This is a genomic window from Paraburkholderia sp. BL9I2N2 (genome assembly GCF_004339745.1).
Taxonomy (GTDB): Bacteria; Pseudomonadota; Gammaproteobacteria; order Burkholderiales; family Burkholderiaceae; genus Paraburkholderia.
In genome coordinates this window covers 630,997-651,254 of sequence record NZ_SMGP01000004.1, presented here as the reverse complement: position 1 = coordinate 651,254, position 20,258 = coordinate 630,997, and the positions used below count along the sequence as shown (strand labels likewise).

Genomic DNA, 20,258 nt, shown 5'->3' with positions numbered 1-20,258 from the left:
GTGCGGCAGTCGTTCAATTGATCCGGGCGACGGCCTGAAGAATGGAATCCCCATCGCAGGTGATGGAAAAACGCTCTCCTCCGGAAGCAAGTTTTTCCAGCGCGACGAGTTGGTGCTCCACCAGGGCGTCCAACTCCGCGCGATCCAGTCCGGCTGGATCGGAGGTGTCCTTGACGAGCATCAAGGTCGCAAATTCATGGGGGCTCAGCATATGCGTCTCCGAGGTGAGCAGGATCAGCGGCGCCGGACGGGATGAACGACCACTGTCACGCAGACGCCGTGAGCCGCATTCGGCAAACCAAACAGTTCCAGGTGCGAGTCTGCCTGATGGCTACGCGTACGCCGCCATCCCCGAATTCTCATCTTAGTAAGTTTGTTTACTTTTTGTCAGATGATTGTGCGTCAGCACGCAAATCAGCTCCGGGCCGTCAATGGCTCCTTCGGAAGAGGGGCGCTCAGACGCGGGGCGGGTCGGTCAAGCTGAATAGGTCATCACCGAGCCCTAGCCCGAGAAGACTGGATGTCGTACTACGCACGCATCGCGCAGTCATTTCGGGCGGCTTCTAGAGGTGTCTTCGCCATACGCCACGAACTGCAACGGTTTGAAGTTCTGCCAGTGGAGTCGCGGCCGGTCCGGCTATGGCGGTCACTCCATCGGCGGAGGTTCCATCGGTCCGGCAAACAGTGCGCGGTCGAAGAACGAATCGTCCAGTTCCAATATTTCATCGTCGCCCAGAAGGATCACGACTAACTGCTGTGAACCGTTCCCGGGCACTTCCGCGACTTCCGCGATGGTCTGCTTCGGCGTCCGGTCGTCCGTAAATCGCACCCAGTAGTAGCCCGGCACTACGGGTCGCGCGTCCATCCACTCCATAACCAATACCCCCTTGATCTGGCGAAATCGATCGCTGCCGCATCGCCGATTTTATCGCTGCGGCCTAGACGGCGTTTCACGTCAGTATGAAACTGGACCGCTGCGTCGGGCGAATCCCTGAGTCCCACCGCGTGGCCAACCCGTACCGACGATCATGCTGCTCATCGAGCAAATTATGTTACCGCGTCGGCATCGCCGAACAGATGACGTTCTCGTCACCCTTGGGGTCAGTCATATCCGTTTCCAGCAGTTCGAATTCACCTTCTGGTCGCCAGGAAAGCCTGGCGTTCATCAGGTTCGATCAGTTGCATCTTGCGCCCTTCCGTCTGTTCGACACCGATATTCGTGCTCCGCTTCACGACGTCGCCATAATCCCAGAACGTGACGAGTGCCCGAGTCTGTCGCAGTTGCGCCTGGGGGGTTGTGAAAACCGAATGTCGTGTCCTTATCTGGGTCCGATCAGGTCCCAGTCGGGAACCACCAGCGTACAGCTTTCGTGCACGCGCTCAATGGAAAACTGTCCGGACAGTTTTGTCATAGCTCCCGCCACGCTTCATGACCCGTCGCAATTTGCATTGATGCGCGCATCGTCATGAGCGGTCGAAACCGCCTGCAGGTGCCGCAAAAAGACGCTAAGCCACGCTTGAGATATGTCACTTCTGCGCAAGGCCCCTGCGCTGAACCATGTCATCGCGTGACGTTGTCCCGCCCGGGGCTTGTTTCCAAGGTGTCCTATCAGCAGCAATTGCGCAAATCGCCTAGCTCGTATCTGTGCCAACAGCAATGTCTGCTCGCTGAACGGGCCGATGCGAATGGGCGGATCAGTCCATACGCAGACCGATAGTTGAGGCTCGCTGGCCACAACAGGGCTACACTCAAAATGGGACAAATTCCGGAGCAATACCATGACCGACGCTACCCCTCAAAGCACATTTCGCGGTCTTCCCCTGACACCGGAGCAGGACGCGGAAGTCAGGCACTACATAAAGAAGAAAGAGCAGCATGGCGCACCGTGGAACACGCCGGAGTTGGCAGCCATGCTTCGAGACATGCTGGAGCCCCCGAGCGACGACGACGGAGGACTCGGTTCCGCCGTCGACGAAACGAAGGCGGCCACAGAACGCGCGACAGCTTCGATCGACGAGACCATGGAACCCATTGAAGCCAGCGAAGAGCGGCATGCCGCAATGGAAAACGAGGGTATGAGGGGACCGAAGCGTTGAATCCCGGAGAGCGCACTCGCGACCAGCACAACAAAGCAATCAGGCTCACGATGCCCGGCGACCGCACGGGACCATGGCTGGTCGGCCACAACCTCTCAGTTAGATGGGACGTCCGGTGGTTTTCCGTCTAATGAACCTCGGTCGTGGACCTGCACGGCTCGCGTCGTGCCACCCTTTTCGTGGAACTGTGCGAAAGCGCAGAGAGCCGTGCAGCAAGCCACACCCGGCATGATTGCGGACCTTGTACCCGCGGCGCCGTTTCGAGGTATGTCCTATCTGCGACAGGAGGGGATCGTGAAGCGCGATATGAATCTGGCATTCGCAATACTGAAGACTCTCGAGGAAAACAAATCCCCGCACCTCAGCGAATTTGACATTGAAAGCGCGCTCAAGGATGCGTTCGATGTTTCAAACCGGGGTGTGTGGTATCAGTTGAGCCTGCTTGCCGACGCAAATCTCGTCCGCTCGACGGGTAGCGACTGGCGGCTAAGCTGGGATGGTCACGAGTTTTTGAAGTCGGCGGTCCCGAAAACGTTCAAAGACACCTGAAGGGTGAACCATGCGCCGAAAACATCCCCTGCTTTCGTGAAGACAACCCGATAGCCGGGGCATCGCACAGGAGGCGCCGAACGCAATAGCAGTTTGCCGAAGCGCGTTCCATTCCACGACTTGATGACGACCGCGCCCGAACGTCGAGCCAGCCGGCTTTGTACAGTCGCATGTGCGGATATTCCTGGTCTGAGGGGAACATGGACCGGTTACAGCATGCGATGCTTGAATATCACGAGCGCAGCAAGCACCGCGTCAGCGGCTATGCCCCTGGCCCCGGGAAACTCGACTGGGCAACCCAACCGGATCCGTTCCGGGTGTTTCACGGCGCACCGCGCATTGGTCTGCCGTTGGCCGCGGATAGCCTGACCACACGCTACAACGAACTACGCTGCGGAGCTTTGCCGCCCGCGCGCAGATTCGATCTCGCCAGTCTGGCAATTCTGTTCGAAGTTTCGCTCGGCCTGTCGGCGTGGAAATCGTACGGCACCCAGCGGTGGGCACTGCGCTGCAACCCATCGAGCGGAAATCTGCATCCGACTGAGGGCTATCTTCTGTGTCCGACGCTGCCCGGCTTGTCCGCGGGGATCTACCATTACCAGAGCCGTGACCATTCCCTTGAATGTCGCGCTGCCGTGGATGACGAACGATGGAGCGAGGCGTTCCCGCCAGGCGGCGTCCTGGTCGGCATAAGCTCGATTTTCTGGCGCGAGGCGTGGAAATACGGCATGCGCGCCTGGCGCTACTGCCAGCACGATTGCGGCCATGTCATCGCCGCGATGAGTTACGCAGCGGCGGCGCTTGGCTGGCAGACGCGGCTGATGGAGGCGGCTGCGGACGACGCAGTGGCCAACCTGCTTGGATTGAACCGCGGAGAAGATTTCGGGCAGGCAGAGGCAGAAGCGCCGGATGCCTTGCTCTGGATCGGCAACCCTGAATGGCGGCCTGATCTTGAACGCATGCTGATCGTCCTGGATAGCGCGCAGTGGCACGGACGCGCGAATCAGCTGAGTCCGGGACATGTGAAGTGGCCGGACATCGATTCGATCCATCGCGCCACGCATAAGCCCTGTACTCGCGAACCGACCTTGCCGACTCCGGAAGAGCACCCGTCGCCCACGTTGCCCGCCGTTGATCTCAGCTTTGCCCGGATCGCGCGGCAGCGCCGCAGCGCGGTGAATTTCGACGGTGCGACGCGCATCGCCGAGGCGGCGTTTTTCAGCATGCTGGCGTGCCTGTTGCCACGTCATGACACGCCGCCGTGGAATGCGCTGATGTCTCCCGCAGCAGTGCATGCAGCGCTAATGGTGCATCGCGTGGGCGAGCTGGAGCCGGGTCTGTATATGTTCGTGAGAAATCCGGGCGCGCTGCCGGATCTCAAGCAGGCCCTACGTCCAGAGTGGCTGTGGCAAAAGACCGGCCCCGATCATCTGCCGCTCTATCTTCTGTTGCCTTACGATTTGCGCGCCACGGCAAAGTTGATCTGCTGTCACCAGGATATCGGCGCCGATTCCTGCTTTGCGTTGGGGATGATCGCGGAATTCGGAACCGCGTTGAAGCAGCCGTGGCGTTATCGCCATCTGTTCTGGGAATGCGGCATTCTTGGCCAGGCGCTCTATCTCGAAGCCGAAGCCGCCGGCGTGCGCGCGACAGGGATTGGCTGCTTCTTCGACGATGAAATGCACGCACTGCTCGGCGTAGCGGATCACACCTGGCAAAGCCTGTATCACTTCACTGTCGGCGGTGCGGTAGACGATCAGCGCCTGTCCACATGTCCACCGTATGAGGTTCAACCTTGAAGCGAGAGCCTCACGTCGCGATCGTGGCGAGGCGGTATTTCCCACGAGCGCCCGGCGATTGAACGTCACACATAGTCTTCGTTTTCCTTATCGATGCGCGGCGAGATCGTCGGGTCTTGCGAATTTCCTGGCCACGCGGCGCGCAGGGTCGTCCTCACGTTCGCTGCCGTCTAGGACGCCGACCCGGGATCTGCCGGTCCATGAAGTTGACGTCCGCGCTGGTCCAGGCCGCCACCTCGTCGCCATCGCATGCTGATGTAGGCGTGACCGCAGCTCTCGCGCCTGATCACGGCCAGCTTGGGGATGCCGCACAGTTGCACGGCGTGGCTCATGTTAATGATGTGGGGGCGCCACTCGAACCATCGTCCTCGATGCCGGCCAGAAATCCCGGTGCGTCGACCGGGAAAACGACCGGAATATTGGATGAATCGCCTCGCTCAAACCGATACTTCGCTCTCCCGCGACTCGCTCCGCTCCCGTTCAGCCAGCGCTTCGAGCCGCTCGATCAGCGCACCGCTGGCGCGCGTCATCGGCATGCGCAGTTCGTCGCGTATCAGGCCTTGCGCGGCCAGCAAGGCCTTGACGGGGGCGGGATTCGGCTCGGCGAACAGCGCCTGGATCAGCGGCGCGAGCGAATGGAAAATGCGCCGGCCTTCGGCGAGCCGCCCCGCCGCGAGCGCGCGATACATCTCGACGAAGCGCTCGGGCCGCACATGCGCGGACGCCGCGATCGCCCCGCTGCCACCCAGACACAAGGTATTGAAGATATTGATGTCCTCGCCGGTGAGCACCTGCAGGCGGCCGTCGCGAATCAGCGCGAGCGTGGTGTCGAGCGAACCGGCGCAGTCCTTCACCGCCTGAATCCGCGGATGCGCCGCGAGCGTGAGCAGCGTGTCGAGTTCGAGCCGCACGCCGGTTCGATACGGAATGTCGTACAGGACGACCGGCTTCTCGCTGGCATCGGCAAGTGCCATGAAATGGCCGACGATCCCCGCCTGCGAAGGCCGGATGTAATACGGCGCGGCCATCAGCACGCCGGCAACCGGCAGCGCGTTCAATTGCTCGATGCGCTCGCGCATGCTCGCCGTGTGATTGCCCGACACGCCGGCCAGCACCGGCAACGCTCGCCCATCCTGCGCGAGATGGCCGGCGGCCTGCGCTTCGTCGAGAATCGTCGCCAGCACGGCGTCCTGTTCGGCGGCGTCGAGCGCGGCGGGTTCGCCGGTCGTGCCGAGCGCGACCAGCCCGGCGATGCCCGCGCCGGTATAGCGGCGCACCAGCGCGCGCAAGGCGGCGTGATCGACGGCGCCGTCGGCGAACGGCGTGATGAGCGGAACCCAGATACCCGAAAAAATAGACATGTCTTTACCTCGATGACGACCGTATCGATTCCGTCAGGCAGTGCGAGGGAGGAAAGACAGGAAAGTGCCCAGGCGGGCGTTGACCGGCTGTTCCGTCGCACATCTGACGGAACAGCGAGCTCCGGTCAGATGAGCGGCTGTTTTTTGGCTTTGGCGCCGACGTTCGAGCCCCACGCGCGTGCGACGGCGACGCTCGCGTGAGCGAGACGTGCGGAAGTCGACGGGCGGAGTCTGAGCGTTGGGCCGGAATGCATGACACGCAGTGTAACCGCGACCGGCGCGGCTTGGCAAAGTCCATCGCGAAATTGCTTGACTTCTGCCGCAGGAAAACTAATATACGCACCGCGTACATCAGCCCGCCATCCCCTCTTCCGACAGGTGCCCCATGAGCGTCCCGCAACAAGCCTTCCTACGCGATGCGATGCGTCGCCTGAACATGACACGCGACACGTTCGCGAGCCGCATCGGCGTGTCGCGCCGGGCGCTTGATACGTGGCTCCTGCCGGACGACTCGCAGGAATCGCGGGCCATGCCGGAGATCGTCGAGCGCTTCGTGTCGGAAATCGTGGTGAACGGCGAGCCGGGCGACAAGTATACGCAAAGCGTAGACTCACAGTCGCTCGCCAGCCAGATGCTGTTTGAGGGCAAGCCGCAGTTGCTGTCGGTGGATCAATTCTCGCGCGACTCGGTGGAGGCGCTGTTTCGCGTGGCCGACATCATGCAGCCGATCGCCCGGCGCCGCAAAATCTCCCGTGTGCTGGAAGGCGCGGTGCTCGGCAATCTGTTCTTCGAAGCCAGCACGCGCACCCGTGTGAGCTTCGGCGCGGCGTTCTGCCGGCTGGGCGGCTCGGTGTGCGACACCACCGGCTTCACGTTTTCGTCGATGGCCAAGGGCGAGTCGATCTACGACACCAGCCGCGTGATGAGCGGCTACGTGGACGCGCTGGTGATCCGCCATCCGGAGCAAGGCTCGGTGGCTGAATTCGCGCGCGCCACCAACGTGCCGGTGATCAACGGCGGCGACGGCCCGGGCGAACACCCGAGCCAGGCGCTGCTCGATCTGTACACGATTCAGCGCGAGTTCTCGCGCCTCGGCAAGATCGTCGACGGCGCCCATATCGCGCTGGTCGGCGACCTCAAATACGGGCGCACCGTGCACTCGCTGGTCAAGCTGCTGGCGCTGTATCGCGGCATCAAGTTCACGCTGATCTCGCCGCCCATGCTCGAAATGCCGAGCTATATCATCGAGCAGATTTCGCGCAACGACCACGTGATCGAGCAGACCCACGATCTGACCGCCGGACTGCGCGGCGCCGACGTGGTGTACGCCACGCGCATCCAGAAAGAGCGCTTCACCGACGAATCGTTCGAAGGCTACACGCCGGACTTCCAGATCAATCAGGCGCTGGTGGATGGCGTGTGCGGCGCCGATACGCTGATCATGCACCCGCTGCCGCGCGACAGCCGGCCAGGCGCCAACGATCTTAGCGTGGACCTGAATCACGATTCACGGCTGGCGATTTTCCGGCAAACCGATAACGGCATTCCAGTGCGGATGGCGATTTTCGCGGTGCTGTTGGGCGTCGAGAAACTGGTCCAGCACTCCATGCGCGATGCGGCGTGGCGCCCGCCCGCCTATCTCGGTCCGGACGATGCGGTGTTTCACGGCATCGATTGATGGAAAAGTGGGCGGCTTGAAACCGCCCCGCTGCGCGCGGGCACAGCCTCAAGCTGCGGCGCTTACCGCAGTAGTGGCCCCGTTGCGCTTGAACGTCCCGGCGAAAAACAGCACCTGATACTGCACCGCGTTGGCCCAGTACTTCCAGGTGTGGCCGCCGGGCCGCTCCGCGTAGTCGTGCGGCACGCCGAGTTCGACCAGCCGCTCGTGCAGCGTGCGGTTCGATTGCACCAGCGAGTCGTTCACCCCGCAGTCGATCGTGAGCGCGATATGCGCGTTGCCGAAACTGCGCGCATTCTCGACGATCGCCTCGTTGTTCCAGAAGTCGGCATGCCGCATCGGATCGCCGAATACCTGGTCGATGCCCGGCTCGTCCTCGCAGCCACGCGGATCCACCGCACCGCTGATGCTGCCCGCGGCGCCGAATTCGTCCGGCCGGTCCAGCGCGATATGCAAGGCGCCGAAGCCGCCCATGCTCAAGCCGGTAATGGCGCGCGCCTGACGCGTCGCGATCGTGCGGAAATGCGCGTCGACGTAACCCACCACCTCGGTGCCCACATAGGTTTCGTAGCGGCTGTGCGGATCGACCGGACTGTCGATGTACCAGCTTTCGTGGCCGCCATCGGGCATCACGAGTATCACGTGATAGCGGTCGGCCAGCTTGCCGATCTGCGAATTCGAGGTCCAGTCGGTGTAGTCGCCGCCCGAGCCGTGCAACAGATAGACGACCGGAAAGCGGTCGGCCGCTTTGCCGCGCGCATATTGATCGGGCAGCACGACCGTCGCTTCGAGCGACTTATGCATGGCCGCGCTCGGAATCGTGACGACGCGTGACTGAAACGCCCAGGCGGGCGTCGTAAAAAGCAGCGTCAGAATGAGCCAGAACGCACGAGCTTTATTCATGGTTTGTCGCTCTTCCCTTTCCAGGTGTCCACTGTCCGGCATACGGCGGCACAATTCTGTGGACGACTCTAGCAACGGCGACTTACAACCAAATTTCAGCGAAACATACGATCCCGTCAGCTTGGGGTCGCGACAAGAGGCGCGCCTCCTTGTATGAAGAACCTACTACGCGCGCCCCGTCAGGATCCTATTCGACGTGCGCACCGAACCCGACCTTTTCGGGCTCGATATCGGCCCGCAGCGTCAGTTCCGGAATCGTGTATGCGCCGCTGTTCTGCGGCCGGAACGGAATCGGCGCTGTGGTCCAAAGATCGTCGAGCCGTTGCCCGAGCGCATCACGCACCTCCGGATAGTTCGCTTCGTCGATGCGGCTTGTCTGGTAGATCACGAACGGCGGCAACACGTCGAAGCCGGGGTAATACAGAATGCCGTGCTGAATCGGGAACAGCACGTCGTCCATCGGACCGTTGATGCCGCGCGGACTGTAGTGCGATTCCCAACCACCCGTCGTGACCATCAGCATCGCGCGCTTGCCGGCGAGTTTGCCCTCGCCGTAGCGCTCGCCCCAGCGCGCATCGGAATGCTCGCCGACGCCGTATGCAAAGCCGTACGCATACACACGCTCCACCCAGCCTTTCAGGATGGCAGGCATGGTGAACCACCAGAGCGGAAACTGCAGGATGACTGCATCCGCCCACATCAGCTTTTCCTGTTCGAGTTCGATGTCTTTACTCTGCAGCCCGTTCTCGAACGCATGCTTCGAGTCGAGCGCCGGATCAAAGCGTTCGCCGGGTTGTTTCACGAGGCTGTCGTGCGCATCGAGCGATGCTTTCCACTGCATTGCGTAAAGGTCGGATACCTGAACGGTGTGTCCGGCATCTTCAAGACGTTTGACCGCAAAGTCCCTGAGCGCCCCATTCAACGACTTGGGTTCCGGGTGCGCATAAACAAGAAGAACGTTCATCACATGGCCTTCATGGTTGAAAGAAACCAAAGATAGACCTCGCTCCGGTATATTGGAAATGAATTGTCAATATGTCAGGTATAGCCATGAATAATCTCAGGAGACTCGACCTCAACCTGCTCGTCACGCTCGACGTGCTGCTGTCGGAGCACAATGTCACGCGCGCGGCGGAGCGGCTGAACTTCTCGCAGCCGTCGGTCAGCGCGCATCTGGCCAAACTGCGCGATGTCCTCGGCGACCCGCTGTTGCTGCCCGGACCGCGCGGCATGCGGCCCACCGCGCGCGCCGAGGCGTTGCGCGAACCCTTGCGCGAAGCGCTCGAAGCACTCGAACGCGCGGTGGCGCCGGCGCGCCCTTTCGATCCCGCCGAAGCAACGCAAAGCTGGCGCATTGCCGCGACCGACTGCGTCGAATTGACGATCATCCTGCCCGCGCTGGCCGGCTTGCGCGCGGCGGCGCCGGGCACGCGCGTCGCCGTCGTCGAATTGGCTCCGCCACGTATTGCGCGGCAAGCCGAACAAGGGGAGATCGATCTGGGATTTCATACCAGCGAAGGCGCGCCCGAAGGATTGCGCCACCGGGTGCTGTTCGCCGAGCGCTATGTTCTGGTGGGCCGCGCCGGTCACCCACGTCTGAAGCGCCGGCCGACGCTCGCGCAGTTCTGCAAACTGGAGCACGTGATCGTATCGCCGGACGGCGGCGGGTTTGCCGGCGCGACGGACGAAGCGCTCGCGAAGGCCGGCATGACGCGTCGGGTCGTGCTGTCCGTGCCGCACTTTTTGTTCATGTTGTCGGCTCTGGCAAGCACCGACCTGGTGGGCATGCTTCCGGAACGGCTGGTACGCGACAACAGCGCGCTGCGGGTGGTCGAGCCGCCACTGGATGTGCCGGGCTACGAGATCGCGATGCTCTGGCATGAGCGCTCGCACCGCGATCCGGCACATCAGTGGCTGCGGGAGACCATCGCGAATTCGGTGTGAAATCGCAGTGCTTTGCGATCACGCTTCGCCGTTGGCGAGACCGATCGCATCCAGTTTCGCGCACACCTCGGCGGACAATTTCAATTGCGACGCCTGCAGATTTTCACGCAGATGCCCGACGCTCGACGTGCCGGGGATCAACAGAATGTTCGGTGCCCGCTGCAACAGCCACGCGAGCGCGACTTGCATCGGCGTGGCGCCGAGTGTTTGTGCAATATCCGACAGCGCTGACGACTGAATCGGCGTGAACCCGCCAAGCGGGAAGAACGGCACATACGCGATCCCCTTCCCCGCGAGTTCCTCGATCAGTGCGTCGTCTTCCCGGTGCACCAGGTTGTAGTGATTCTGCACACAGACGATCTCGGCAATGCGCTGCGCCTCCGTTATTTGCGTCGCCGTCACGTTGCTCAAGCCGATATGACGCACGAGTCCACGTCGCTGAAGTTCGGCCAGCGCCGTGACCTGCTTTTCGATCGAACCCTCGGCGGGCGCATGCACGCTGCCCATGATCCGCATGTTCACGACCTCGAGCACATCGAGGCCGAGATTGCGCAGATTGTCGTGCACGCCGCGCTCGATATCGTCCGGTTCGAATGCCGGCAGCCACGCGCCGTCGCTGCCGCGCACCGCGCCCACCTTGGTGACGATCACGAGGTCGCCGGGATAAGGATGCAGCGCTTCGCGGATCAACTGGTTGGTGACGTGCGGCCCGTAAAAGTCGCTCGTATCGATGTGGTTGACGCCGGACGCCACCGCTTCGCGCAACACGGCGAGCGCTGCATCGCGATCCTTCGGCGGCCCGAATACGCCGGGGCCGGCCAGTTGCATGGCGCCGTAGCCCATGCGGCGTACCGAGCGGCCGGCGAGCGGAAAGGTGTCCGTGGTGTTGAGATTCGACATGACGCGCTCCTTGGTAAGTGGTTGAACGCCAGTATGGACGGGGTTGCGTTGTTAAATAAAGCCGTCTAACGTGTACGGGTTGTTTAAAATTTTGCACAATCGCCATGGAATTGAACGATCTGGCCGCCTTCGTCTCGGTCACCCGCGCGGGCGGCTTTCGCGACGCGGCACGCGTCAGCGGCGTGTCGGCGTCGAGTCTGAGCATCGCCGTGCGCCGCCTCGAGGCCAAGCTCGGTCTGCGCCTGCTCAACCGCACCACGCGCAGCGTGGCGCCGACCGAGGCCGGCTTGCGTCTCATCGAGAAGCTGACGCCGCTCTTCAGCGAGATGGAAGCGGCGCTGGACGTGCTGAACGTGTTCAGGGACAAACCGGCCGGCACGCTCAAACTGAACGTACCGTCGAGCGCCGCCCGGATCGTCTTGCCGAGCATCATCGCCGCCTTCCTGAAGACGTATCCGGACATCCGCGTCGAGGTCGTGGTCGAGGATGGTTTCGTCGATGTGCTGTCGATCGGCTGCGACGCCGGCATTCGCTATGACGAGCGGCTCGAACAGGACATGATCGCGATACCGATCGGACCGCGCGTGCAACGCTTCGCCACGGCGGCAGCGCCAGGCTATCTCGACGCGCACGGCCGTCCCGATCATCCCAGCGAGTTGCTCTCGCATGCGTGCCTGCGCGGACAGTTCGCCGGTGGCGCCATGCCGATCTGGTATTTCGAGCGCGATGGCGAAGTGTTGCAGTTGAATCCATCGGGACCGCTGCTGGTGCGGCCCGGCGCGGCAATCGATCTCGCGGTCAGCGCGGCCGTCGCGGGCGTGGGTGTCATTCATCTGTTCGAAGACATGCTTCGCCCGCATCTCGACAGCGGCGCATTGGAGCCGATTCTGGAGCCGTGGTGGCAGCGTTTTTCAGGGCCGTTTCTCTACTATCCGGGGCATCGTCATTTGCCGGCGCCGTTGCGCGCATTCGTCGATTTTTTGAAGGTGCTCAATTCGAAGTGATGCGAGGCGCAGAGAAATGCGCGAGACAATATTGCCGGTCATCAAAGATGCGGCACGCGAGAATCGGAAGAAACTGCCCGTTGTGCGCTCAAACGATCAACAGCTAATACCGCTGCTTGCACAGTTGCGCGACCGTCGTCAGAAAAAGCTCCGCGCCTACCGGCTTTCTCAGGCAGACATCCCAGTTCTTGACCGCGCCCTCGGGCGGCGGAACAGCGGTATGCACGAGAATCGGCACGTTGGCGAGTTCCGGTATCGCCTTCAGTCGACGGCACAATTCAGCGCCGTCCACCAGGGGCATCATCCAGTCGGTGATGATCAGGGCGGGAACGCTGGTTGCCGCACGCGCGACCGCCTCTGCGCCGTTGCTCGCGCAACCGACTTCGTAACCTTCGTTCTCGAGTATCAGGCGCCACGCCGCCAGGATTTCCGGCTCGTCGTCTACCAGCAAGATTGAGTGCATCAGAGGCCGCCGGGTTAAACGTTCGAGTTAGCGTTATTGTCATCCGACTACAGCGCCGCAAGAGGTGTTCCACAATCCGCGATTGCGGCGATAATGGTGCGAATAATCGGCTGCGGCGGCGCTTTCGGGACACGCGAGGGCAGAGAGCTTGCCGGCCAGGCCTTTAATTGACTCCAGCCGAACGTACCTGTCCTGTGAGGCACGCCATGCGCCTCCGGTCCAACGCGCGTGGGTGGTTCGAGCCTTTGTACGTTGTAGAAACTTCACCCCAATGCGCCATCATGACCGACACACGTGTTAGCCCGCTGCGCAATTTTGCTGACTTCGTTCGCGCGGAACGGATCCGACTCACCGAGCAATGGATGAATGCCGTATTCGGCGACACCGACCTCGTCGAAGCGGACAAACTCACTTATCAGCAACTGGCGGATCATCTGCCGGAGATTCTCGAAGGACTGTGCGCGGCCCTCGATGTCGAAGATCTCGAACGGGTCGAGACGACTATCGAGCGCAATGCGAGAAAACACGGCAAGATCCGCTGGCGCCAGGGCTATCGTATCGAGGAACTGGTGCGCGAACTCGATCTCTTCGATCAGGTGCTGGCCGAAGCGCTCGAGGAATTCGCCAGTCTCGACAGCACCTTCACGCGCCGCCATGAGAGCCGGGCACGGCGCCTGATCGCCGAAACCTTCAGCATGGTCACGCTCACGTCGATCAAGGAAGTGGTCAGCGAACGGGACCGCAAGATCGACGAGTACACCGGCCGGCTCGAGCGCGCCAATCACGAGTTGATGCTGAAGCAGCGGCTGGTGAGCGACCTGTACGAGTCGCGCATGCAGATCACACGCAGCGTGGTCCACGATCTGCGCAATTTTCTGAACACCTTTTCCATCGCGCTGCAATTGATCTCGCGCGCGCCTGCCAGGGCCGAAACGGCGTTGACGCTGGCGAACCGCCAGGCGGCCGATATGAAACAGCTCGTCGAGCAGATGGTCGAGTATTCCATGGTGCTCGGCGACGGCGCCCCGTTCGCATTCGAACAGGTTGAACTGCGCGAGCTGTACGAGGAGCTCGTCACCTCGTCGCGTCCTTCGATCGAGGCAAAAGGACTCACGTTGCGCACGGCATTCGATCCTGCGTTGACGGCGGTCACATCCAATCGTCTCAAGCTCAAACAGATCGCCGTCAATCTGCTCTCCAACGCGACCAAGTACACGAAGTCGGGGGAAATCGAATTGAACTTCGCGATGGCCGACGCGGAGCACTGGTCGATTCGCGTCGCGGATACCGGCGTGGGCATCGCGCCTTCGGATGCGGACCGCGTGTTCGACGAATTCGAGCGCGCCGCGGGTGAAGATATTCCCGGCACGGGCCTCGGTCTCGCTATCGTCAAGGAACTGTGCCGCGTGTTGAACGGACACATCCATTTCGTCTCGCGCGAAGGGGTGGGGACGACGTTCGAGATCCGTTTCCCGTTGGTGCAGGTGGAACCGCAATAGGACCGCACGACCCACGAATACCCATGATCCAGATCACGACCGCCCAATTCCCACAGCAACTGGAAGCGGTCCGGGCCATCTTCCGCGAATACGCCGAGAGCCTGGGCATCGATCTCGGCTTCCAGAACTTCGAGTCCGAACTCGCCGACTTGCCCGGCAAATTCGCGGCACCGCAAGGCCGGGTGCTTCTCGCGCACAACGATGAAGAACTCGTTGGCTGCGTCGCCATGCGGCCTCTCGACGACACGACCTGCGAGATGAAGCGGCTCTATGTTCGTCCAGCGGGACGCGGTCTGCAGGCCGGCAGGCAATTGGCGACGCGCATTTGCGATACCGCGAGAGACGCGGGATATCACCGCATTCGCCTCGACTCGCTGCCGACTATGCGAGCCGCGCTCGAGCTTTATGCATCGCTGGGTTTCGAACGGATTCCGGCTTATGTCTTCAATCCGATTGCCGGCGCGGTATTTCTGGAACTCAATCTGATTCACCCGGAAAATCAATTGGCATAAGCGGGCAATCCACACAAATTAATCATTACGTTTAGCAAACAACAACTTCCATTTTGTAATAAATAATCAGCGAATTAATTGCGCCGTAAAGCCCGTACGCACTTAGTTCCGCACGAATCCACACGCAGCATTCCGAAGCCGTCATTACGGAAATTCGTCGCGTCCTTGACAAAAGGCTACGGCTTCACCTATTTTTTATCTGCCGCCAATATACGAATATTCGATTGCGGAAAAACGGAAAACATGCCGAGATAACCGGAATATTCAATCACAATATTTAGTTATTCTACGCATCCCGCATAGCAGGGAAGTGGCTATGCATTTTTAAGAAAGTTGGTCTCCACCGCTGTATTTGCGGCGATGCATCCAGAATATTTCGAACTCCGATGCATCTTCATCCGCTACAGCGGCCTTTGTGAAAAGGTATCTGAATCCACCACCGAGGATAGAGATGAAACGAGACGAGCGTCTTCGAGGCAATGGCCCTTTTCGTCAGCGCAAGCTGCCGGCTCCAGGAACCCTGAAAATGGCAATGGCAGCAACGGTGCTGCTGCTCGGCGGATGCGGCGGCGGGGACGGCAGTTCGTCCTCCGGCACGGCCGTGAGCATGCAGCAGACCGCTGCGAATCAGCAACTCAGCGCCCACGCCGCTTCGCAGCCGCAGGCGCCGACCGCCAATCAAACCTATATCGACCTGGTCGCCTATTCGGCCAAAGCCAACGACGGTCTCGCGCCCGCCCAGGCCGCGGAGAAGGCGGCGGTCATGCACTACCAGTGGACGCTCGGCAAGACGCCGATCAACTACACCACCACCACCGGCCATCTGACGGCGGCCGATGCGAACGGCAACCCGGAAGCCACCATGTCGTACGTGGCGTACACCGCGCCGGGCGCGAACGGCGCGGCGCGCCCCGTCACGTTCGTCTATAACGGCGGCCCGGGCTCTTCCTCGATCTGGCTGCGGCTCGGCTCATTCGCGCCGACGCGCGTGGCCACGCCCGACCCGGTGTTCGGCAACTGGCCGAACTATCCGCTCGTGGACAACAAGGAGAGCCTGATCGACACCACGGACATGGTCTTCATCGACCCGCCCGGAACCGGGCTTTCCGAAGCGATTCTGCCGAACACGAACAAGAAGTACTGGACGACCGACGCCGACGTCAACATCATGCGCGACTTCATCCAGCGCTATCTGGCCGTCAACAATCGCAGCGGCTCGCCGATCTATCTGTATGGCGAGTCGTACGGCACGCCGCGTACCGACATGCTGGCGCTGGCGCTCGAATCCGCCGGCGTGCATCTGACCGGCATCGTGCTGCAATCGGCAATCCTGAACTATTTCGCCGATGCGATCGAAGCCGTCGCCATCACGGCGTCGTCGGAAGAGCTGGCGCTCGACACGGATACGCTGGCGGGCTATTTCCCCGGCTATGCGGAGGTCGCGGCGTACTACAACCAGGCGTCGCCCGCGCCGCTCAATCAGGATCTTTACGCGTTGCAGACCAGCCTGTTCGTCACGGCGGAATATAAGAAGTTCAGGCGTTACTCGCAGTCATGGGTGCTCAGCCAGCTCGGCATACCTGACGCATTGGGCAAGCCCGTCTTCCCCAATGCGAAAACGCTCGACTCCTGGACCTTGCCGTCGGGTTTGACCGTGCAGGCATTGCAGGGCTATTTCAACCGCGATCCGTTCTCGACGAGCCTGCTGCCCGGCACGACGATCGGCCGCTATGACGGCCGCGTGTCGTTGCCGAATTCGGATCCGCGTCTGCAGAGCGATTCCGATCCGTCCGACATCCTGATCTCGCAGCCGTTCACCACGGCGCTCGCCACCCAGATGCCGGACTATCTCGGGTACACGGCGCCGAACGCGACCTATATGCCGCTGAACGACAACATCATCGAGCTGTGGGATTTCTCGCACGACGGACAGGCGTTGCCCGACACGATCCCCGACCTGCTCGGTGCGCTGACGCTCAATCCGCAACTCAGGGTGCTCTCGGAAAACGGCTTCCACGATCTCGCTACGCCGTTCCTCAATACCGAGAAGCAGTTGGCGCGGTTGCAGACCGTGCCCGGCCTGAATCCTGACTTGCAGGTCAATTTCTTCCAGGGTGGCCACATGATCTATCTGGACGACGTCGCCCGTCCGCTGATGAAGCGCGACCTCGTGCGCTTCTATCGCGGCACGCCGCTGCCCGATGCGCTCGCCCTCTGGACGCTGCCGGCGCCGTGGCGCGACGAAAGTCCCGCCAGCGAGCCGACCGCCACGGCCACGGCGCAAGCGGCGGCGCCCTGACCGCGCACTCATGGAACGTTCAAGGAACCGATCGGATGAACCTCGTTCGCGATACCCTATTCACTCAATCCATGCGAGTCATCATGTCTCTTATCGATAAGTTACGGCGTGTCTCCCCGTTGATTGCTCTCGGCTGCCTGGTCGGCAGTGCATATGCGTTGCCGCCGCAAGCGGTGGCGCCCGCGACGCCGCCCAACGGCGCACGCGGCGTCGACGGTCCGTTCTTCCCGCAAAACCGGGCGGCACCAATTGCGCCATCGACCGGCACGGCATTGCAGCAGCAAGCGCAACAACGGCTCGAGGCGCGTCTCGGGGCGAACTCGGCGCTCAGCAATGGCGCGTCGGTCACCAAAGCGCAGGCGCAAACCCAGGGTCTCGGCTTTGTGGCGAAGCACTTCGATCAGATCGACACGAGCCATAAAGGCAGCGTGACGCTGAGCGATGTCAGGCAGTATTTGCAGCAGCAAGGGCGGTAGCGCGGCAACGCCACTACGCCGCGCATGACAAAAAAGCGCTCCCGGTTATGGAACCGGGAGCGCTTTTTTTGTGGCGTGAGTGGCGTGAGCAGCAATCAGGACGCTAATCCGCATTAGCCCTGCCGCCCACCGACAAACATCCGCTCATCACACCGCCTCTGTCGCTCAGCCCGCGCACGACGACCTCGGATGATTTGCCGTCGCGTCTCGCCAGTTCCGCAAGATCGAGCAACGCGGCGTAGCGAGTGGAGCATTCCTGCGACGATCCACTCGCCCCGCGCGTATCCGCTGGTGCCACGAAGCGGCTCATTGCAATCGCCACGCCCGCGGCAACCACCATCGCTGCCAACGCGCCTGCTTGATAAAACCGCCGTGTCGATGAAGCATCGAAAGACGATCGGCGCACCATGTCCCCACCTTGCACAACTGTCACGCGGGATTTGACTCGCATGGCCGCGCCCATCAGGACCAATGCGCCGGCACCCAGACACGCCCAATCCAGTGACCCGGCACCCACACGACCGGACGCGGCGCCGGCGCGACATACACGACCCGCGGTGCGACATACACGGCAGGCGGCGGGGGCGGAGGTGCGTAGACAACCGGCGGCGCGACCACGACAGGCTTAGGCGCAACCACCACCGGAGCAGGCGTCACGACAACTGGCGCAGGTGTCACCACCACCGGAGGCGGCGGCACGTACACAACCGGCGGCGCAACCACCACCGGCTTCGGCGCGACCACCACCGTCGTGCCGCCCGTCGCGACGACACCCGTGGTCGCCACGACCGTCCCGCTGGACGTCACCGTATTGCCATGCGTGCCCGTCACGCTCGTCGAAGTCGTCACGACACCCGGTGCCACACGCGTGGCCGAGCCGGAGTGGTTGACGGTCCCGCCATCCGAACCCGTCACGGTGCCGGAACGCGAGCACGTCGAGCCGGCGCAATTCGTCGACGCCGAATGGTTGACCGTGTTGCCGTTCGAACCCGTTACCGATCCCGACGACGAATACTGCCCCGTGCCGGTCTTCGTGACATCGCCGGAAGTGGTGGCCGTCTTGCCATCCGGGCCCGTCAACGTCCCGGTGTGCGAGCACGTGCCACCGGCGCAGCTGGTGTCGCCTGCATGCTGGACGGAGTTGCCGTAGCGCCCCGTCGCGGTGCCCGAATTCGAGAACTGGCCTGGCGCATTGCGCGTCACCGTGCCGGTGTTGGTCGCGAGGCCACCGTAAGGGCCGGCGACGCCGCCCGCATGCGAACAGCTGCTGCCGCCGCACGAGCCGTAACGCGCGCCGTTATAGGTGCCGCGCGAGGTGTACGCCGTGCCGTGTTGCGACCAGGCGAACGCCGATGCGCTACCGAGCGCGAGCACGGCGACCGTGGCGGAGAGGACGAGCTTGCGCAGCGCGCCGCGTGCGGATGAGGCGCTCGACACTGAGTCGGTTGCAGAGGCAAAGGCAGAGGCGGCGGCCGGGACGACGAACGAATGATTTTTCACGGTATGTCCTTCTTGGATTCGGGCCACTTCTGTCACTGCTGTGTGGCGACAGAACGGACTATAGAAGGACGCACCGACATAATCGACAGGGAAGATATGTCACCCTGTTTCACCACGAGGAAGGCCCGCGCGACAAGGGTTTGCGGGCGTTTTTCGCGCTGCGTGACATATTCCGACATAGATTGTTGCAAGCGAAATGACGAGCCGCGCCTGCTTTTAAACGGCGACGGTGCCACTCCTCGCTGTCGTCTATAAGTACAAGCGAGGGCGGCAACCGTTCTTCATATCATTGCGTTGCGCGTGCCATGGCGATGTCGGCAATTTGGTCCGCCTGATACGACGAGCGCACCAGCGGCCCCGCCACCACTTCGCGAAAGCCCATCTCCAAGCCGGCCTCGCGCCAGGCGTCGAACTGTTTTGGCGTCACATACCGCCGCACCGGCATATGAAAACGCGATGGCGCGAGATACTGCCCGATCGTCAGGATGTCCACGCGATGCGCGCGCAGATCGCGCATCGCGCCGAGCAGTTCTTCGTCGGATTCCCCCAATCCGGCCATCAATCCTGATTTGGTCAGCATCGCCTCGTTCGCCTCTTTGACGCGCGCGAGCAGTTGCAGCGAGCCCTGATAGTCCGAGCCCGCACGCGCGGCACGATAGAGAGCGGGCACCGTTTCGAGGTTGTGATTGAACACATCCGGCCACGCGCCCGAGAGCGCCTGCAACGCCCGCTCGATACGTCCACGAAAATCCGGCGTCAGCACTTCGACCCGAATGCCCGGCACGCGCTCGCGCAGCAAGGTCACGCAGCGCGCAAAATGCGCCGCGCCGCCGTCGCGCAGATCATCGCGATCCACCGACGTCACGACGACATAGCGCAACCCGAGCGCCGCCACGGCATCGGCAAGCCGAGCGGGCTCGGCCTCGTCGAGCGGCGCCGGGCGGCCATGCGCGACGTCGCAGAACGCACAGCGCCGCGTACAGATGCCGCCCATGATCATGAACGTCGCGGTGCGCCGCGCAAAACATTCGCCGATGTTCGGGCACATTGCCTCCTCGCAGACCGAATGCAAACGGTGCTCGCGCAGGATCGCCGCAATGCCCGCGACCGTCTCGCTCATCATCGGTTTCGCGCGCAGCCACGGCGGCTTCGGCAAGACCTCGCCGTCCGTGGCCGGCACGATCTTCACCGGAATCCGCGCGAGCTTGTCAGCGCTGCGCTTACCGTGCTGACCGAGCGCGGTGACGCTGTCGGCATGCAATGCGGCGTCCATC

General features: G+C 62.2%; 20 protein-coding genes and 1 pseudogene. 10 read left to right on the top strand and 11 right to left on the bottom strand.

Translation table 11 applies throughout. The features are described 5' to 3' along the window. Positions 1–13: 13 nt before the first annotated feature. The 3 genes and pseudogenes from B0G74_RS39365 to B0G74_RS47200 all read right to left on the bottom strand — a co-directional run. Entirely contained in the window at positions 14–211 is a 198-nt protein-coding gene (locus B0G74_RS39365; protein WP_132382431.1) for a hypothetical protein, read from the bottom strand. A 435-nt stretch (positions 212–646) separates the two neighbouring features. Further along, complete coding sequence (locus B0G74_RS39360; RefSeq protein ID WP_132382429.1) at positions 647–865, bottom strand: hypothetical protein; 219 nt, start codon at positions 863–865, stop codon at positions 647–649. Positions 866–1,079: 214 nt separating this feature from the next. After that, a pseudogene (locus B0G74_RS47200) lies at positions 1,080–1,185 on the bottom strand (transcriptional regulator); the annotation flags it as partial. Between the two features lie 594 nt (positions 1,186–1,779). Between B0G74_RS47200 and B0G74_RS39350 the strand changes: the two are divergent. The 3 genes from B0G74_RS39350 to B0G74_RS39340 all read left to right on the top strand — a co-directional run bounded on the left by B0G74_RS39350 (position 1,780) and on the right by B0G74_RS39340 (position 4,445). Beyond that, positions 1,780–2,097 (top strand): hypothetical protein, encoded by a 318-nt coding sequence (locus B0G74_RS39350; RefSeq protein WP_132382427.1) that lies wholly within the window; start codon positions 1,780–1,782, stop codon positions 2,095–2,097. A gap of 207 nt (positions 2,098–2,304) precedes the next feature. Next, complete coding sequence (locus B0G74_RS39345) at positions 2,305–2,646, top strand: DUF2513 domain-containing protein (RefSeq protein WP_243658533.1); 342 nt, start codon at positions 2,305–2,307, stop codon at positions 2,644–2,646. Between the two features lie 200 nt (positions 2,647–2,846). Then, the gene (locus B0G74_RS39340; protein WP_132382425.1) at positions 2,847–4,445 is read left to right on the top strand and encodes a SagB family peptide dehydrogenase; all 1,599 of its coding nucleotides are present in this window, start codon (positions 2,847–2,849) and stop codon (positions 4,443–4,445) included. A gap of 437 nt (positions 4,446–4,882) precedes the next feature. Here B0G74_RS39340 and dapA read toward each other — a convergent pair whose 3' ends face one another. After that, positions 4,883–5,806, bottom strand: a complete 924-nt coding sequence (gene dapA / locus B0G74_RS39335; protein WP_132382423.1) for a 4-hydroxy-tetrahydrodipicolinate synthase — start codon at positions 5,804–5,806, stop codon at positions 4,883–4,885. Positions 5,807–6,191: 385 nt separating this feature from the next. On the opposite strand from dapA, the gene B0G74_RS39330 reads away from it, so the two are divergent. After that, entirely contained in the window at positions 6,192–7,484 is a 1,293-nt protein-coding gene (locus B0G74_RS39330) for an aspartate carbamoyltransferase (protein WP_132382421.1), read from the top strand. Between the two features lie 48 nt (positions 7,485–7,532). On the opposite strand, the gene B0G74_RS39325 is transcribed toward B0G74_RS39330, so the two are convergent. Together B0G74_RS39325 and B0G74_RS39320 are read right to left on the bottom strand one after the other, a co-directional pair. After that, entirely contained in the window at positions 7,533–8,387 is an 855-nt protein-coding gene (locus B0G74_RS39325) for an alpha/beta hydrolase family protein (RefSeq protein WP_132382419.1), read from the bottom strand. Positions 8,388–8,574: 187 nt separating this feature from the next. Continuing rightward, the gene (locus B0G74_RS39320; RefSeq protein ID WP_132382417.1) at positions 8,575–9,351 is read right to left on the bottom strand and encodes an NAD(P)H-dependent oxidoreductase; all 777 of its coding nucleotides are present in this window, start codon (positions 9,349–9,351) and stop codon (positions 8,575–8,577) included. 71 nt (positions 9,352–9,422) lie between these two features. Here B0G74_RS39320 and B0G74_RS39315 point away from each other — a divergent pair, with 71 nt between their 5' ends. After that, positions 9,423–10,331, top strand: coding sequence for a LysR family transcriptional regulator (locus tag B0G74_RS39315; protein WP_132382415.1), 909 nt, complete (start codon positions 9,423–9,425; stop codon positions 10,329–10,331). 18 nt (positions 10,332–10,349) lie between these two features. Here the strand turns inward: B0G74_RS39315 and B0G74_RS39310 are convergent, their stop codons facing one another. After that, a complete protein-coding gene (locus tag B0G74_RS39310; RefSeq protein ID WP_132382413.1) occupies positions 10,350–11,231 on the bottom strand; it encodes an aldo/keto reductase family oxidoreductase in 882 nt (293 codons plus the stop codon). Between the two features lie 104 nt (positions 11,232–11,335). Here B0G74_RS39310 and B0G74_RS39305 point away from each other — a divergent pair, with 104 nt between their 5' ends. Beyond that, positions 11,336–12,235 carry a LysR family transcriptional regulator gene (locus B0G74_RS39305; RefSeq protein ID WP_132382411.1) on the top strand — a complete coding sequence of 300 codons (900 nt, stop codon included), beginning with the start codon at positions 11,336–11,338 and terminating at the stop codon, positions 12,233–12,235. Between the two features lie 103 nt (positions 12,236–12,338). Here the strand turns inward: B0G74_RS39305 and B0G74_RS39300 are convergent, their stop codons facing one another. Continuing rightward, entirely contained in the window at positions 12,339–12,698 is a 360-nt protein-coding gene (locus tag B0G74_RS39300; protein ID WP_243658532.1) for a response regulator, read from the bottom strand. Positions 12,699–12,979: 281 nt separating this feature from the next. On the opposite strand from B0G74_RS39300, the gene B0G74_RS39295 reads away from it, so the two are divergent. From B0G74_RS39295 to B0G74_RS39280, 4 genes are all read left to right on the top strand, one after another. Then, positions 12,980–14,197: a sensor histidine kinase gene (locus B0G74_RS39295; protein WP_132382409.1), complete on the top strand. Its 1,218-nt coding sequence runs from the start codon at positions 12,980–12,982 to the stop codon at positions 14,195–14,197. Positions 14,198–14,220: 23 nt separating this feature from the next. Then, the gene (locus tag B0G74_RS39290; RefSeq protein WP_132382407.1) at positions 14,221–14,709 is read left to right on the top strand and encodes a GNAT family N-acetyltransferase; all 489 of its coding nucleotides are present in this window, start codon (positions 14,221–14,223) and stop codon (positions 14,707–14,709) included. 526 nt (positions 14,710–15,235) lie between these two features. Further along, positions 15,236–17,008, top strand: coding sequence for a peptidase S10 (locus B0G74_RS39285; protein WP_243658531.1), 1,773 nt, complete (start codon positions 15,236–15,238; stop codon positions 17,006–17,008). A gap of 83 nt (positions 17,009–17,091) precedes the next feature. Further along, positions 17,092–17,484 (top strand): 2-oxoglutarate dehydrogenase, encoded by a 393-nt coding sequence (locus B0G74_RS39280; protein ID WP_243658530.1) that lies wholly within the window; start codon positions 17,092–17,094, stop codon positions 17,482–17,484. A gap of 103 nt (positions 17,485–17,587) precedes the next feature. Here B0G74_RS39280 and B0G74_RS47195 read toward each other — a convergent pair whose 3' ends face one another. The 3 genes from B0G74_RS47195 to lipA form a co-directional block, all read right to left on the bottom strand. Continuing rightward, positions 17,588–17,794: a hypothetical protein gene (locus B0G74_RS47195; protein WP_243658529.1), complete on the bottom strand. Its 207-nt coding sequence runs from the start codon at positions 17,792–17,794 to the stop codon at positions 17,588–17,590. Positions 17,795–17,946: 152 nt separating this feature from the next. Then, the gene (locus tag B0G74_RS39270; protein ID WP_132382401.1) at positions 17,947–18,984 is read right to left on the bottom strand and encodes a hypothetical protein; all 1,038 of its coding nucleotides are present in this window, start codon (positions 18,982–18,984) and stop codon (positions 17,947–17,949) included. Between the two features lie 286 nt (positions 18,985–19,270). Then, the gene (lipA, locus tag B0G74_RS39265) at positions 19,271–20,257 is read right to left on the bottom strand and encodes a lipoyl synthase (protein WP_132382399.1); all 987 of its coding nucleotides are present in this window, start codon (positions 20,255–20,257) and stop codon (positions 19,271–19,273) included. Position 20,258: the final 1 nt, after the last annotated feature.